The organism is Novosphingobium sp. CCH12-A3 (assembly GCF_001556015.1).
In the GTDB taxonomy this organism is placed as follows: domain Bacteria; phylum Pseudomonadota; class Alphaproteobacteria; order Sphingomonadales; family Sphingomonadaceae; genus Novosphingobium; species Novosphingobium subterraneum.
The window spans coordinates 13,914-27,580 of sequence record NZ_LSIA01000071.1 but is presented as its reverse complement, the minus strand read 5'-3'; the positions used below and the strand labels follow the sequence as shown (position 1 = coordinate 27,580).

The following is a 13,667-nucleotide window of genomic DNA, read 5'->3' as shown; positions in this document are numbered from 1 at the left end:
AAATGCCCAATATCCAATACGCCAACATGAGCCACTGGAAGTCGATCCCTTTCAAGCAGATCGATAACTTCCGCGACTTCTATTACGAGGACAAGACCAACAGCGCCTACTATTCCGACTGGGACAACATCCTGAAATATCAGTCGGCGCTGGGCTTCAACGGCATCGAGATCGCGCCGTGGGACATGGCAGACATCCTGCCGCTGTTCGGCTCGCCCGAAAACTTCACCGCCTTTGCCAAGGAGCGCGGCGTCGAGGTTATCGGCATGTTCCATGGTGCCCACGCCTCGCACGATGTCGGCCACTTTGATGAAGCCGTGCAGTCAGGCCGCGAAGCGGTGGACACCATCGTGCGCTTCGGCGGCACCTACATGAACACCTGCCCGACCCAGAACTACTTCGGCTGCGGCCCCCTCACCCGCGAGGAAGTGCAGCAGTGTGCCAAGGTGATGAACGAGATCGGCCGCTATGCCACCGACAAGGGCGTCAAGATCGGCCTGCACAACGAGTTCTTCTGCGCGATCAACCTGCCAAACCATCGCGAACTGATCGAATCCACCGATCCCGCGCTGGTCCACTACTGCATCGACACCGCCCAGATCTCGATCATGGGCGAGGATCTGGTGACCTTCTACAACGACTATCACGACCGCATCAGCACGTTCCACCTCAAGGACACCGCCTCGTCCAACCAGCCCGACAGCCTGCGCTATTCACAGGACCCGGAAATCACAGACGACGGCACGCGCTGGTTCTGGGAACCGGGGATGGGCACGCTCGATCTCAAGGGACTTTACCACGCGCTCAAGCAACACGGGTTCAAGGGCTGGATGTCGATCGAGTACGACGGCTCGCCCGACCTCCTCGCCTCGATGGCGATGACCCGCTACTACCTCGATAACGAACTGCGCCCGATCTACGATTGATCAGGCAGGAATCGCGCCGGCGCATATGCGTCGGCGTCGATTTCCACGGTCAGCTCGTCGCGGGGCAAGCCGAGCAGTAGCTGAGCGCCCAGCCGCGCCGCGGCAGGTGCCGTCTGTATGCCGAAGCCGCCTTGCCCGGCGAACCAGAACAAGCCCTCCACAACCGGATCGAAGCCGTAGACCGGCAGGCGATCCGGCGAGAAGGATCGAAGGCCTGCCCAGCGGCGCTCGAGGGCGGCAATGTTCCAGTCCACCACGTGCTGAAAGCGGTCGATGGCAATGGCAACGTCCAGTTCCTCGGGCGCGGCATCGCCAGCGACATCGGGGATCTCATCGTGCGGTGAAAGCCACAGACGCCCGGCTTGGGGCTTGAAATAGAAGTCCTCGTTGATGCCCAGCGTCAGCGGCAGGGAATCTGCCGGGGCAGGATCGGTGCGCAACTGGACAATCGTGCGGCGCAACGGCTGGATGCCAAGCGGGCAGGCACCGGCAAGGCTGGCAAGCGAGTCCGCCCATGCTCCGGCAGCATTGGCGATGATAGGAGCGCGTGCCTCGCCCCCGGCCCAGGCCAGCCGCCACTGTCCGCCTTCCCCCTCCAGCCGCTCGACGCGGGCCCGCACGCGCATGACTGTGCCGGTCCGCTTCGACGTTGCAAGGTAGTGCTGGTGCAAGCCGGCAACGTCGATGTCAGCGCAGCCGGGCTCCCACGCGCCGACAACCCATTCGGGCTTCAGGCCGGGCACGCGGGATTCGAGCGCCGACCGGTCCTGCAGATGCAGGGTGGCACCCAGGGCAGCGAACTTCTCGATGAAGGCCTCCACCTTGTCGCGGTCCGACGCCTGCCCGATGTTCAGCGCACCACGCGGGGACAGGAACCCGCCTTCCCGCAAGTAACGGCCCGAAGCCATCGTCAGCGGGAAGACACCGGGTCCGCCATAGGTTTCTTCCCAGAACGCGGCAGAGCGTCCGGTGGTGTGGTAGCCGGGGGTGTCCTCGGCCTCGACCAGCAGCACGCGTGCGTGGGGCGCGCATTCCGCGGCGAGACTGGCACCTGCCATGCCCGCGCCCATGATGGCGACATCAAAGTCTCCGGCAAAGCTGGTCACGCGATGGGGGCCTCCGCGACGGGCGCCATGCGGTCGAGGAAATCGTCAATCGCGGCCATGACCTTGTCTCTCACCGGGTCAGCCTCTCGCAGCAATTCGTGACGGGCTTCCCGTCCCCAGGTCATCAGTTGCGCACGTGGCAGGCGGCGGGCGGCACGCTCGATCGCCTTCCAGCTGACCAGACCATCGTGACGCGCGGCAAGCAGAAGCACCGGCACGTCGACCGCTTCCAGAATCCCGGGAGCATCCAGCACCAGCATCGAGGCATAGGCACGCTCGACCCACCGCCAGGAGCCGGGGCCCATTCCGAGAAAGGAGCGCTGCAGCTTCCATTGCGCCTCGTCCTCGTACCGTTCGGCATCATGCGTCAGCAGTGTGTTCCGGGCTGCGGCGGTCGTCCCGGGCTTCTCGCTGATCTTCCAGGCGGGGCGGGCAGGATCGCCGAATCGGCACATCGCCTCGGCCACCTTGTGCAACGCCCGATTCGGTCCCGGCGTCAGAAAGCCCAGCATCGGAGCACTCAGGACCACGGCAACAGGGTTAATGCGCCCTTCCGCAAGAGCACGTAGCACGAGGTGACCACCCATCGAATGGCCGATGACGACATGGGGACCAGGCGTCTGGACGACCCATTGCGACCAGAATGCGGAGAGGTCCTCGATCCAGATCGAGAAGTCTTCGACGTGCCCGATTGCAGGATGGGCAGAGAGCCGTCCTGAACCTGCCTGCCCGCGCCAGTCGAGCGCGGTTACCTGCCACCCTTCCTCATGCCAGTAATCGAGAGATTCCAGATACTTCTCGTAGAAATCTCCACGCCCCGGCAAGAACAGGATCGAACCGCGCGGACCGTCCTGGCCCTGAGGAGCGCCATGACCGGGCCAGTCGATCCGGCGGATGACATGGCCGTCTGATGCGGTCCAGAACCCTTCGTTCGCATCCGCCGGAATCGCCCTGCTATCGATCCGACTGCTGGTACCGAACTCCATGCCTGAAACGCCTCCAATGGCGCAGTTGCGCGCCAAGGTTTGGTTACCGTTTGGTAAGTGATTGTCCCGTATGCCCCAGGACATGCAGGGGAACATCTTCGTTTACGGACTGGTCGGGGCATTGGCAATCGCGCTGCTGGTTGCCGCCTTCACCGATATCCGCCGCCGCCAGATCGACAACTGGCTGAACGCTGCCATCGCACTGGCCGCTCCGGCCTACTGGTGGGCGTCAGGGCTGTCACTGTGGCCGGGCGTCGCGATGCAGGTGGGCGTGGCGTTGGCCGCCTTTGTCGTCCTGGCGGGACTATTTGCCCTCAAGCTGATGGGCGGCGGAGATGTAAAGCTGCTGGCGGCACTGGCACTTTGGCTGCCGCCGTTGAGCTTCGTCAAGCTGCTGGTGATCATGTCGCTGCTGGGCGGCGCGCTGACCATCGTGGTCGCCGCGTGGCACTATACCGTGACGCGCCGGCGCGATGCAAAGATTCCCTACGGCGTGGCGATCGCCAGCGCCGGACTGATCGTCCTGGCCCCGATGCTCGAGGCCGGTTGGCGCTCCGTTACAGGTGCATGAACACCATATCACAATTTTTAACCATTTTGCCCGAGACATGCGGGCCTGAGTTAAGAGGGCGGGACAAGTAGCATGGACAAGAGGAAGCTGATGTTGCTGGTGGGGGCGCTGATCGTTGCGATCGGCACGGCCTTCGCAGCAAGGAGCCTTTTCGCTGGCGCGTCCACGCCCCAGGCAGAAGCTGCGGCCAAGATGCCGATGGGCCCGAAGGTGCTGGTAGCCCAGCGCGCCCTGCCCGTCGGCACGATCATCACCGCCGACGCCCTCAACTTTCAGGCATGGCCCAAGGACATGGTCCAGGACGCCTACTTCGTCGAAGGTGAGGCCGACATGCAGAAGCTGCTCGGCACCGTGGTGCGCAACCCGATGACTGCGGGCGAGCCGGTCACCAAGGGCAATCTCGTTGCGCCCGGCGACCGTGGCTTCCTTGCAGCCGCTCTCGGGCCAGGCATGCGCGCCGTTACCATCCCTGTCTCGGCCCGCACCGGCGTTGCCGGCTTCGTCTTCCCGGGCGACCATATCGACCTGGTGCTGACCCAGACCGTCAAGGGCAGCGGCGACAGCGGCATGGCGCTCAAGGCCTCGGAAACGATCCTCAAGAACCTGCGCGTGCTCGCAACGGACCAGTCGACCGAGCAGGAAATGGTCGAGGGCAAGACCCGCGTGCGGACCTTCAGCACCGTCACGCTCGAAGTCACGCCCAAGATCGCGGAGAAGATTGCCGTGGCCCAGACGATCGGCACGATCAGCCTCTCGCTGCGCTCCCTGGCGGACAACTCGGCCGAGCTTGAACAGGCGATTGCCTCGGGCGACGTCAAGATCCCGGCCGGCGCTACCAAGCAGCAGGAAGAGGCGCTGATCAAGCAGGCCATGGCTCGCCCTATCGAAAGCAGCAAGGCCAGCTTCGTGACCGGCGGCGATGTATCGCGCTTCCAACGCACGACCGTGCCAGTGGCAACTGCGCCGGCAGGCGGCGGATATTCCGCCCCCTCCTCGGGCCCCGCCCCGCAGATGGCCGCAAACGGCCGACCGGTACCAACCGGCCCCGTGGTCCGCGTGACCCGCGGCAAGGACACCGAAGATGTCTCGATAGGAGCGAAGTGATGAGCTGCGCTCCCCACACCAAGATCATGCGACAGATCCCGACCTCGAAGGGCAGCACCATGAACCGCCGTTTTTCCTCCAAGCTCCTCACGGCTGCGCTGATCGCTGCCCCGCTGGCGATGATGCCCGCATCCGGCATGCTCCACGCACAAAGCCTGACGAGCCCCGCCCGCACCGTCACGATCTCGATCGGTCGCGGCGAACTGGTCACCGTCCCCGGTCGCATGGCCGACGTATTCGTCGCCGACGACAAGGTGGCGGACGTCCAGGTGAAGTCGACCAACCAGTTCTACGTCTTCGGCAAGTCGGGCGGCGAGACAACCGTCTACGCCAGCAACGCCAAGGGTGACGTCGTCTGGTCGGCCAACATTCGCGTCGGCAACAACATCGACTCGATCGACCAGATGCTGCACCTCGCCATGCCCGAGGCTCGCGTCAACGTCGCAACGATGAACAACACGGTCCTGCTGACCGGCACGGTCGCTGCGCCCGAAGACGCTGCCGAGGCCGAGCGCCTCGTCCGCGCTTTTGTCGGCGACAAGACCAACGTGATCAGCCGCCTGAAGATGGCAACGCCATTGCAGGTCAGCCTCCACGTGAAGTTCGCCGAAGTCAGCCGCACGCTGGTGCGCGACCTGGGCGTGAACCTGACCAGCATCGATGGCACAGGCGGCTTCAAGTTCGGCATTGGACAGGGACGGTCGACCGGATCGTTCTTCACGACTGACCGGAATCTGCCGTTCGGGGTGGGGACATCGTCAACCACCGGATTCACGTTCGATCCGACGGCGGTAAGCCAAACCAATCCAACTGGTATCGTGAAAGGCCCTGGGAGCTCCATCAGCGCCACTACAACCGGCACCACCATTGCCGGCATGGGCAAGCTTCTCGGCCTTGATCTGCTCGGAGCGCTCGATGCAGGCGAGACGCTGGGCCTTGTCACCACCCTGTCCGAGCCGAACCTGACGGCGCTTTCCGGCGAGACAGCAGACTTCCTGGCGGGCGGCGAATACCCGATCCCTGTCTCTCAAGGGCTTGGCACCACCTCGATCGAGTACAAGCGCTACGGGGTCAGCCTGGCCTATACGCCAACGGTCCTGGCCAACGGCCGCATCTCGATCCGCGTTCGCCCGGAAGTCTCCGAGCTTTCGAGCACGGGCGCACTGAAGCTCGATAGCGTCGAAATCCCGGCCCTGACCGTGCGCCGGGCCGAAACGACGATTGAACTCGGGTCGGGCCAGTCCTTCATGATCGCAGGCCTGCTGCAGAATGGCGCGCAGAACGCGCTGACCAAGATGCCGGGCGTGGGTGACGTGCCGATTCTTGGCTCGCTGTTCCGCTCGACCCGCTATCGCAAGGGCGAAACGGAACTGGTCATCGTGGTCACGCCGTATCTGGTGAACCCGGTAAACGCCAACGAGATCAAGCTGCCGACCGACGGCTTCCAGAGCCCGAACGACATCCAACGCCTGCTTGGCAACATGGAGAACGACGGGATTACCGGTGGCGATCGCCCCAAGCCGACCGAAAAGGAAGGCACGGTTCAGTCCGGTCCCAAGGTCGGCGCTCTCGACAAGCCCGCGAAGGCACCACAGCCAGCCGACCGCCGCAGCGACAAGAAGGTCGCCAGCGCCGAACCCGGCTTCAGCATCCAGTGAACGAGGGACAGCCCATGCGCACCAAACATACCCGCCGCGCTTCCGCAGCGCTGCTGCTTTCACTGGCAACGGCCCTCTCGGCCTGTTCGGTCAACGCCCCCGAGAACCGCATGCTCAACTCGGTGCATCAGCCGATTGTCGAGCGCGACCGTTACGTCTTCGATGTCGAGACCCTGCCAGGCGGTGGCATTTCAATCACCGAACAACGTCGGCTCGCCGGGTGGTTCGAAAGCCTTGGCCTCAAGTATGGTGACAAGATCGCGATAGACGATCCCTTGCAGTCGAAGGCCACGATCGCTTCGGTCGATACGGTCGCCGGTCGATGGGGCATGTTCGTCGAAGGCCCCGCCCCGGTTACCCCCGGTTATGTTCCGGCTGGCGGTGCGCGCATCGTCGTGACCCGCGCCACTGCCTCGGTACCTGGCTGCCCCGACTGGACGGCCAAGTCCGACTTCTCGATGAGCAACCGGACGACGTCGAACTTCGGCTGCGCCATCAACAGCAATCTCGCCGCGATGGTCGCCGACAAGGAACACCTCGTGAAGGGCGCCAACAGCACCGGGGAAACGGTGGTGATGAGCGGAACCAAGGCCATCGACAGCTTCCGCGCCGCCAAGCCAACCGGCAAAGATGGCCTGAAGAACAATTCGACGTCCAATGCCTCTGGCGGCAGTGGAGGAAACTGACATGAGCTGGAAGAATGCCAATCGCGACGCCTTCGCCGCCTTCATGTGCGACGAGACCGCGCTCGACGTCCTTCGCCCGGTCGTCGTCGACATGGGCTGGGCGCCGGAGAAGTGCCACCGTGGTGGCCTGCGCAACGCGATCCAGTCGCTTTCGATCACGGCCAGCCCGAACATCCTCATGGTCGACCTGTCGGAAAGCGGCGACCCGCTGAACGACATCAACGCTCTTGCCGAAGTTTGCGAGCCCGGCACCGTGGTCATCGCCGTGGGGCAGGTCAACGACGTACGCCTGTATCGCGACCTGATTGCTTCGGGCATTCAGGATTACCTGCTCAAGCCGCTCAATGCGGGGCAGATCCGCGATGCACTCGTCCAGGCGCAGACCATCTTTACCGCACCCAAGAGCCATGATCCGAGTGCGGCGAAGCGCCACATCTCGACAGCCATCGTCGGCACGCGTGGCGGCGTCGGGGCGTCGACGCTGGCGACATCGCTCGCCTGGCTGTTCAGCACCGATCACAAGCTGCCCACTGCATTGCTGGATCTCGACGTCCATTTCGGCACCGGCGCACTGACGCTCGATCTGGAGCCCGGTCGCGGCCTGACCGACGCGATCGACAATCCAAGCCGCATCGACGGCTTGTTCATCGAACGCGCAATGATCCGGGCAAACGACAATCTGGCCATTTTGTCGGCCGAAGCGCCGATCAGTTCGCCGCTTATGACCGATGGCAGCGCATTCGTGCAACTGGAGGAGGAATTCCGCCAGGCGTTCGAGATGACTGTGATCGACATGCCGCGCAACATGCTGATCAACTTCCCGCACCTGCTGGGTGACGTGAACGTGGTGATCGTTGCGACCGAACTGACGCTGGCCGGCGCGCGCGATGCCATTCGCCTGCTTTCGTGGCTCAAGACCAATGCTGCCCACGCCCGTCCGATCGTGGTTGCCAACAAGGTGCAAGCCGGCGCCAACGAGATCAGCAAGGCTGATTTCGAAGCCTCGATCGAGCGCAAGATCAACTTCATGTTGCCCTACGACATCAAGGGGGCATCCAACGCGGCCAAGCTCGGACAGTCGTTCGTTGCAGCCAATCGCTCCTCGAAGGTCGGAGCCACGATCCGGGACATCGCCTTCGCGATCATCGGAACCGGTGAGGAAGATGCAGCGGCGGACACCACAGCCAGTGCGCGCAAGCCCTCGCTGCTCGGCAAGTTCGATCTCAAGAAGATGCTAAACAAGCCCAAGGCCGGTGTGCCCGCCTGACGGCCCGCATTCGCTTGAGGTGACGGGAAGAGACCTGCAATGGGGAATACGATCCAGCTGATCCTGATGGCCGGCGGCATGATGGCGGCGATGGTGCTTGGCTATGCCGCGCTGTCCGGCCCGTCCGCGTCCAAGGAGAGCGGCCGCCGTCTCCAGTCGGTACGCTTTCGGCACTCGGACAGCGCGGTTGACAAGGTCGAAGCGCAATACCGCAAGACCGTGGCAGCCCGCAAACCGCGTGCAGGAAAGATCGCCGGCTCGGGATCGCGGATGGAAGCGCTCGAACTGCGCCTCCACCGCACCGGCAAGGGCTGGACGCTGTCCCAGTACCTCTATGTCAGCGGCGGTCTTGCCCTGGCGGTCTTGCTTCTGGTCTTCCTCAAGACCGGAGCGCCCTTGCTGTCGCTGGTCGCTGGCCTGTTTGTCGGCATCGGCTTGCCGCACTTCATCGTCGGCCGGGCCATCGGCAAGCGCGTCGAAAACTTCACCACGCGCCTGCCCGATGCTCTCGATCTGCTGGTACGCGGGCTTCGATCCGGTCTTCCGGTGACGGAGACCCTGGGCGTGGTCGCGAGCGAACTCCCCGGCCCTGTGGGTGAAGAGTTCAAGCTGGTGACCGATCGCATCAAGGTCGGCCGCACCATGGAAGAGGCACTGCAGGATACCGCCGATCGCCTCAACATGCCCGAGTTCAACTTCTTCTGCATCACGCTTGCCATCCAGCGCGAGACCGGCGGCAACCTGGCCGAGACGCTTTCGAACCTTTCGGACGTGCTGCGCAAACGCGCGCAGATGAAGCTCAAGGTCAAGGCGATGAGTTCGGAATCGAAGGCATCAGCCTATATCGTCGGCTCGCTGCCCTTCATCGTGTTTGCGCTGATCTATACGATCAACCCGGCCTATCTCAGCAAGTTCTTCGTGGACGAGCGCCTGATCATCGCCGGTCTGGGCGGGCTCACCTGGCTTGGCATCGGTTCGTTCATCATGGCCAAGATGGTCAACTTCGAAATCTGAGCGGGAGGGACCGGCCATGATCAACAACCCCGCAGGACCAACGCTGCTCGGCTTCGACGTTTACCTTGTCGGATCAATCCTGATCGGGATTGCCGCAGCCGCCGTGATGCTTGCAGTCTACGCCGCCGTCACCGTGCGCGACCCCATGGCCAAGCGCGTGAAGGTCCTGAACGAACGGCGCGAACAGCTCAAGGCCGGCATCGTCACGGCGAATGCCCGCAAGCGCCAGAGCATCGTCCGCCGCAACCAGACCACCGACCAGATCCGCGGCTTCCTCGAATCGCTCAAGGTCCTGCAGGACAGCCAGTTGGCGGTGATCCAGCAGAAGCTGGCGCAGGCCGGCATCCGCAAGAAGGAATGGGCCGTCGCGGTCATCCTCGGACGCTTGGTCGGCCCGATCACTCTGGGTCTTCTGGGCGCGGTGCTCTTCTACTGGACCAACACGTTTGGGGATTGGGGTCCCATGAAGCGGATGGGCGCCTTCATGTTCATGCTCATCGCAGGGTACAAGGGGCCCGACGTCTTCATCCAGAACATGGTTTCCAAGCGGACCCACGCGATCCGCAAGGGCCTGCCCGATGCGCTCGACCTGCTGGTCATCTGCGCCGAAGCCGGCCTCACGGTCGATGCGGCCTTCAGCCGCGTCGCACGCGAACTGGGCCGCGCCTATCCGGAACTCGGGGACGAATTCTCGCTGACCGCCATCGAGCTGTCGTTCCTGACCGATCGTCGTCAGGCGTTCGAAAACCTCGCCTATCGTGTCGATCTGGAATCCGTCAAAGGCGTGGTGACCACGATGATCCAGACCGAGCGCTATGGTACGCCCCTCGCCTCGGCGCTGCGTGTCCTCTCTGCCGAATTCCGCAACGAGCGCATGATGCGTGCCGAGGAAAAGGCTGCACGCCTGCCCGCGATCATGACCATTCCGCTGATCCTGTTCATCCTGCCGGTGCTGTTCGTCGTGATCCTCGGCCCTGCTGCCTGCTCGATCAGCGACACGCTGATCAACAAGAAGCCCGGTAGCTGATCGGACCAGCCAAGGCATGAAAATAGCCCCGCCGGACCTGCCGGGCGGGGCTTTTCATTTTGCGGCAGAACGCGATCAGGCGCGGGTAACGGTCTGATCGATTGCCCCGAAGATGCTCTTGCCCTTAGCATCGCGCACTTCGATGCGCACCGTATCGCCCCACTTCAGGAACGGAGTCGAAGGCTGGCCCGAGGTAATCGTTTCAACCATGCGCTGTTCGGCAATGCAGGCGTACCCCTTGCCGCCTTGCGACACCGGACGCCCGGGCGAACCATCAGGATCGCGATTGGACACCGTGCCGGAGCCGATGATCGTCCCCGCCCCCAGACCACGGGTCTTGGCAAGATGCGCGATCAACACTCCAAAATCGAAGGTGCATTCCTCGCCCGCCTCGACCCGACCGAAAGGCTGGCCGTTGACGTCGACCGAGAGCGTCCGCATCAGCTTGCCACCGCTCCATGCATCGCCAAGGCTGGCCGGCGTCACGAACACCGGTGAAAAGTGGCTGGCAGGCTTCGACTGGACAAAGCCGAACCCTTTGGCAAGTTCGCCCGGAATGAGATTGCGCAGCGAAACGTCGTTCACCAGGCCGACGAGACGAATGTGCTTGAGTGCTTCGTCAGGCGCAACGCCTTGGGGAACGTCACCGGTCACGACGACGATCTCGGCCTCGAAGTCGCAACCCCATGCCTCGTCCCTCAGGGCAAGCGGTTCGCGCCCTCCGCGCAAATCGTCGCTACCCCCTTGGTACATCAGAGGATCGGTCCAGAAGCTTTCCGGCAGTTCCGCCCCGCGAGCCTTTCGGACGAGTTCAACGTGATTGACGTAGGCGCTGCCATCGGCCCACTGGTAGGCACGTGGGAGCGGGGCGCAGGCTTCACGTTCGTGGAACCGCTTGCGCGGAATTGCTTCATGGGCAAGCTCGATCGAAAGCGCCTCGACCAAGGGGAAGTAGCGGTCCCAGTCATCCAGCAAGGCCTGCATGGTCGGCACGATGTGATCGGCGTCGGCATACCAGGCAAGGTCGTTCGACACGACGATCAGCCGACCGTCGCGTCCCTGCGGTAATGATGCGAGCTTCACTTCTCTTCGCCTTCGAGCGTCCGGGCAGCCTTGAGCAGTTTCTCGAGGATGGCGCGCAGCTTTTCCTGTTCACGCGGGGATATTGCCGAGAATATCTTCTGATACATCTCGAATGCCTGCGGCCAGATCCTGCCGTGCAGTTCGCATCCCGATGCCGTCAGTTCCAGATGATGAGAGCGACCGTCCTGCTCGTTCGGGCTGCGCTGGACCAAGCCACGCTCCTCAAGCACCTTGCAAGCACGATTGACAGCCACCTTGTCCATCAATGTAGCTCGAACAAGATCGCGTTGGGTCAAAGGCCCTGCGTCACCCAGCACGGCCATGATCCGCCATTCGGGAATCTTCAGGCCGAATTCGCTGCGATACTCGCCCGCTATGAGGCCGCTCACCGCATTCGAGGTGATGGCCATCCGATAGGGCATGAAGTCGGTGAGGCGCGTTTGTGTTCCGGGCATGATTTCGTATCACATGAAACCAGCCTGATGCGCAAGAGCGAAATATTATGCCACCAAGCGGTGGCATGCGCGTTAGATCAATGCGCACGTGGGCGCTAGACGACATTTTCTTTATGCCGCCATGCCTCCAGCTTTAGCGCGCATTGCAGCGCAAGGGGTGCAGCATTGTTTCATGCTGCAACTGCTCGAGACTGCGATCCCACTCAGTGTGCGAGGATGCCGGCCATGATGAAATCGACGGTGTGCTCGCGGTAGCTGTCGCGCAGTTCCTCGGTGAGGGTGTCTTGATCGAAGCAGTGCTTGAGCACCAGACGCGCCGAAAAGAAGCGATCGGCCGCGCCGGTAACCGTGAAGTAGAACAGCTGCGGGTTGATCGGCCGGAAGACGCCCGCCTTCACGCCATCGCCAATGAACCGGTTGTAGGCGCGATGCAGCGGCAGCAGATACTGGTCGGCGATTCGCTTCGCTTCAGCCTCGTCACTGTCACGAACAAGACGCATCAGCAGGCGGTTGAGATAGGGATATTCGAAATAGGTATCGATGCACTTCGAAATGTGCAGCCGCAGCTTGGCCTCGGGGCTCATGTCGTCCTTGGCGAGCAGGGCGTCGACCGACTTGACGATGTTTTCCATGTCTCGGTCGAGCAAGGCCTTGAGCATGCCCGCCTTGTTGCCGAAGTAGTACTTCACCAACGCGGAGTTCAGGCCGGACCGCAGGCTCAATTCCGATAGGGAGATGTCGACGACATCTCCCTCGCGCATGATGCTCGACGCGGTCTGCAGAAGCTGCTCGCGTGCGCCCGGCGTTTCCAGGCTTTCCCCCTTTGACACTTCCGTACTCATTCCCAACCCGGCTCGTTCCACCACGGATAAAACGACGGCATATCCGAAGAAACGCGTCCGGGGTAGCGGGGAGCGCGTTTTTCCAGAAAACTCGCGATGCCTTCGGCCGCATCGCCGCCGCGCGAGAGGGTGTAGATCGCACGGCTGTCGACGCGGTGCGCCTCCATCGGATGCGAAAACGACGGGTTGTGCCACAGCATGGCGCGGGTCATCGCGACCGAGACCGCACTGGTGTTGTCGGCAATTTCGCGTGCGAGCGCGATTGCCGCGGGCATGAGGTCCTCAGGTTCGTGCAGCGAGCGAACAAGGCCGCCGCGCAGGGCTTCCTCGGCATCGAAAACACGGCCGGTCATGCACCATTCGAGCGCTTGGGGCAGCCCCACGATACGCGGCAGAAACCAGCTCGACGCGGCTTCGGGCACGATCCCCCGGCGCGCAAAGACAAGGCCGAAGCGCGCCTTGGTCGAGGCCAGGCGGATGTCCATCGGCAACTGCATGGTGACGCCGACACCGACCGCCGCACCGTTGATAGCGCCGATCACCGGCTTCTTGGACTGATAGATGCGCAAGGTGATCATGCCGCCGCCATCGCGCACGCGAGGATCGGACAGGTCTTCCACCGCATCGCCGCTGGAGAAGACGTGCTTACCGTCACTGGGCGTGAGGTCTGCGCCGGCACAGAATGCGCGGTCTCCCGCCCCGGTAACGATCACCGCGCGCACGCTGTCATCCGCATCGGTGCGATCGAACGCATCGATCATCTCGTTCATCATCGTGCCGGTATAGGCGTTCATCTTTTCCGGGCGGTGCAACGTGATCGTCGCGATGCCATCGGCGATGTCGAGCTTGATCTGCGTATAGTCGGCCACGAAACTCTCCCTTGAATGCCGTTGCGCTCCCGCGCAGGCGGGAGCCTCAGTCGGTTAGCGGAAGCGCCCCGCA

14 protein-coding genes are annotated in these 13,667 nt (G+C 63.1%); 7 read left to right on the top strand and 7 right to left on the bottom strand.

Features of this window, described 5'->3' with window-relative positions; genetic code table 11:
• Positions 1-2 precede the first annotated feature (2 nt).
• Positions 3-926, top strand: coding sequence for a sugar phosphate isomerase/epimerase (locus tag AX703_RS05455; RefSeq protein ID WP_062343144.1), 924 nt, complete (start codon positions 3-5; stop codon positions 924-926).
• Here AX703_RS05455 and AX703_RS05450 read toward each other — a convergent pair.
• Both AX703_RS05450 and AX703_RS05445 read right to left on the bottom strand, forming a co-directional pair.
• Positions 917-1,996 (bottom strand): FAD-binding oxidoreductase, encoded by a 1,080-nt coding sequence (locus tag AX703_RS05450; protein ID WP_062343193.1) that lies wholly within the window; start codon positions 1,994-1,996, stop codon positions 917-919. The two genes, AX703_RS05455 and AX703_RS05450, sit on opposite strands and share 10 nt — an antisense overlap.
• A 32-nt stretch (positions 1,997-2,028) precedes the next feature.
• Positions 2,029-3,018, bottom strand: coding sequence for an alpha/beta hydrolase (locus tag AX703_RS05445; RefSeq protein WP_062343142.1), 990 nt, complete (start codon positions 3,016-3,018; stop codon positions 2,029-2,031).
• A 70-nt stretch (positions 3,019-3,088) separates the two neighbouring features.
• Here AX703_RS05445 and AX703_RS05440 point away from each other — a divergent pair, with 70 nt between their 5' ends.
• From AX703_RS05440 to AX703_RS05425, 4 genes are all read left to right on the top strand, one after another.
• The gene (locus tag AX703_RS05440; protein WP_156451924.1) at positions 3,089-3,589 is read left to right on the top strand and encodes a prepilin peptidase; all 501 of its coding nucleotides are present in this window, start codon (positions 3,089-3,091) and stop codon (positions 3,587-3,589) included.
• Between the two features lie 72 nt (positions 3,590-3,661).
• The gene (cpaB, locus tag AX703_RS05435; RefSeq protein WP_062343140.1) at positions 3,662-4,693 is read left to right on the top strand and encodes a Flp pilus assembly protein CpaB; all 1,032 of its coding nucleotides are present in this window, start codon (positions 3,662-3,664) and stop codon (positions 4,691-4,693) included.
• Positions 4,693-6,351 (top strand): type II and III secretion system protein family protein, encoded by a 1,659-nt coding sequence (locus tag AX703_RS05430; RefSeq protein ID WP_369820988.1) that lies wholly within the window; start codon positions 4,693-4,695, stop codon positions 6,349-6,351. Before cpaB ends, AX703_RS05430 begins: the two co-directional genes overlap by 1 nt.
• Before the next feature lie 14 nt (positions 6,352-6,365).
• The gene (locus tag AX703_RS05425; RefSeq protein ID WP_062343138.1) at positions 6,366-7,037 is read left to right on the top strand and encodes a CpaD family pilus assembly protein; all 672 of its coding nucleotides are present in this window, start codon (positions 6,366-6,368) and stop codon (positions 7,035-7,037) included.
• A 389-nt stretch (positions 7,038-7,426) separates the two neighbouring features.
• On the opposite strand, the gene AX703_RS28825 is transcribed toward AX703_RS05425, so the two are convergent.
• Positions 7,427-7,528, bottom strand: a complete 102-nt coding sequence (locus AX703_RS28825; protein ID WP_156451923.1) for a TilS substrate-binding domain-containing protein — start codon at positions 7,526-7,528, stop codon at positions 7,427-7,429.
• Positions 7,529-8,343: 815 nt separating this feature from the next.
• Here AX703_RS28825 and AX703_RS05415 point away from each other — a divergent pair.
• Positions 8,344-9,318 carry a type II secretion system F family protein gene (locus AX703_RS05415; RefSeq protein WP_039336552.1) on the top strand — a complete coding sequence of 325 codons (975 nt, stop codon included), beginning with the start codon at positions 8,344-8,346 and terminating at the stop codon, positions 9,316-9,318.
• A gap of 16 nt (positions 9,319-9,334) precedes the next feature.
• Positions 9,335-10,345 (top strand): type II secretion system F family protein, encoded by a 1,011-nt coding sequence (locus AX703_RS05410; RefSeq protein WP_039336550.1) that lies wholly within the window; start codon positions 9,335-9,337, stop codon positions 10,343-10,345.
• A gap of 75 nt (positions 10,346-10,420) precedes the next feature.
• Here AX703_RS05410 and AX703_RS05405 read toward each other — a convergent pair whose 3' ends face one another.
• From AX703_RS05405 to AX703_RS05390, 4 genes are all read right to left on the bottom strand, one after another.
• Complete coding sequence (locus AX703_RS05405) at positions 10,421-11,428, bottom strand: fumarylacetoacetate hydrolase family protein (RefSeq protein WP_062343136.1); 1,008 nt, start codon at positions 11,426-11,428, stop codon at positions 10,421-10,423.
• Positions 11,425-11,883, bottom strand: a complete 459-nt coding sequence (locus tag AX703_RS05400; protein WP_062343134.1) for a MarR family winged helix-turn-helix transcriptional regulator — start codon at positions 11,881-11,883, stop codon at positions 11,425-11,427. The genes AX703_RS05405 and AX703_RS05400 overlap by 4 nt, the downstream gene beginning before the upstream one ends.
• A gap of 203 nt (positions 11,884-12,086) precedes the next feature.
• Entirely contained in the window at positions 12,087-12,725 is a 639-nt protein-coding gene (locus AX703_RS05395) for a TetR family transcriptional regulator (RefSeq protein WP_039336544.1), read from the bottom strand.
• Positions 12,722-13,594 (bottom strand): crotonase/enoyl-CoA hydratase family protein, encoded by an 873-nt coding sequence (locus AX703_RS05390; protein ID WP_062343132.1) that lies wholly within the window; start codon positions 13,592-13,594, stop codon positions 12,722-12,724. The genes AX703_RS05395 and AX703_RS05390 overlap by 4 nt, the downstream gene beginning before the upstream one ends.
• Between the last annotated feature and the right edge of the window lie 73 nt (positions 13,595-13,667).

Excerpts from the sequence above, each read along its gene's own strand:
- AX703_RS05440 (WP_156451924.1), top strand. The coding sequence starts at position 3,089 with ATGCCCCAGGACATGCAGGGGAACATCTTCGTTTACGGACTGGTCGGG.
- AX703_RS05395 (WP_039336544.1), bottom strand. The coding sequence starts at position 12,725 with ATGAGTACGGAAGTGTCAAAGGGGGAAAGCCTGGAAACGCCGGGCGCA.
- AX703_RS05425 (WP_062343138.1), top strand. The coding sequence starts at position 6,366 with ATGCGCACCAAACATACCCGCCGCGCTTCCGCAGCGCTGCTGCTTTCA.
- AX703_RS05455 (WP_062343144.1), top strand. The coding sequence starts at position 3 with ATGCCCAATATCCAATACGCCAACATGAGCCACTGGAAGTCGATCCCT.
- AX703_RS05415 (WP_039336552.1), top strand. The coding sequence starts at position 8,344 with ATGGGGAATACGATCCAGCTGATCCTGATGGCCGGCGGCATGATGGCG.
- AX703_RS05445 (WP_062343142.1), bottom strand. The coding sequence starts at position 3,018 with ATGGAGTTCGGTACCAGCAGTCGGATCGATAGCAGGGCGATTCCGGCG.
- AX703_RS05450 (WP_062343193.1), bottom strand. The coding sequence starts at position 1,996 with ATGGGCGCGGGCATGGCAGGTGCCAGTCTCGCCGCGGAATGCGCGCCC.
- AX703_RS28825 (WP_156451923.1), bottom strand. The coding sequence starts at position 7,528 with ATGTCGCCAGCGTCGACGCCCCGACGCCGCCACGCGTGCCGACGATGG.
- AX703_RS05400 (WP_062343134.1), bottom strand. The coding sequence starts at position 11,883 with ATGCCCGGAACACAAACGCGCCTCACCGACTTCATGCCCTATCGGATG.
- cpaB (WP_062343140.1), top strand. The coding sequence starts at position 3,662 with ATGGACAAGAGGAAGCTGATGTTGCTGGTGGGGGCGCTGATCGTTGCG.
- AX703_RS05410 (WP_039336550.1), top strand. The coding sequence starts at position 9,335 with ATGATCAACAACCCCGCAGGACCAACGCTGCTCGGCTTCGACGTTTAC.
- AX703_RS05430 (WP_369820988.1), top strand. The coding sequence starts at position 4,693 with ATGAGCTGCGCTCCCCACACCAAGATCATGCGACAGATCCCGACCTCG.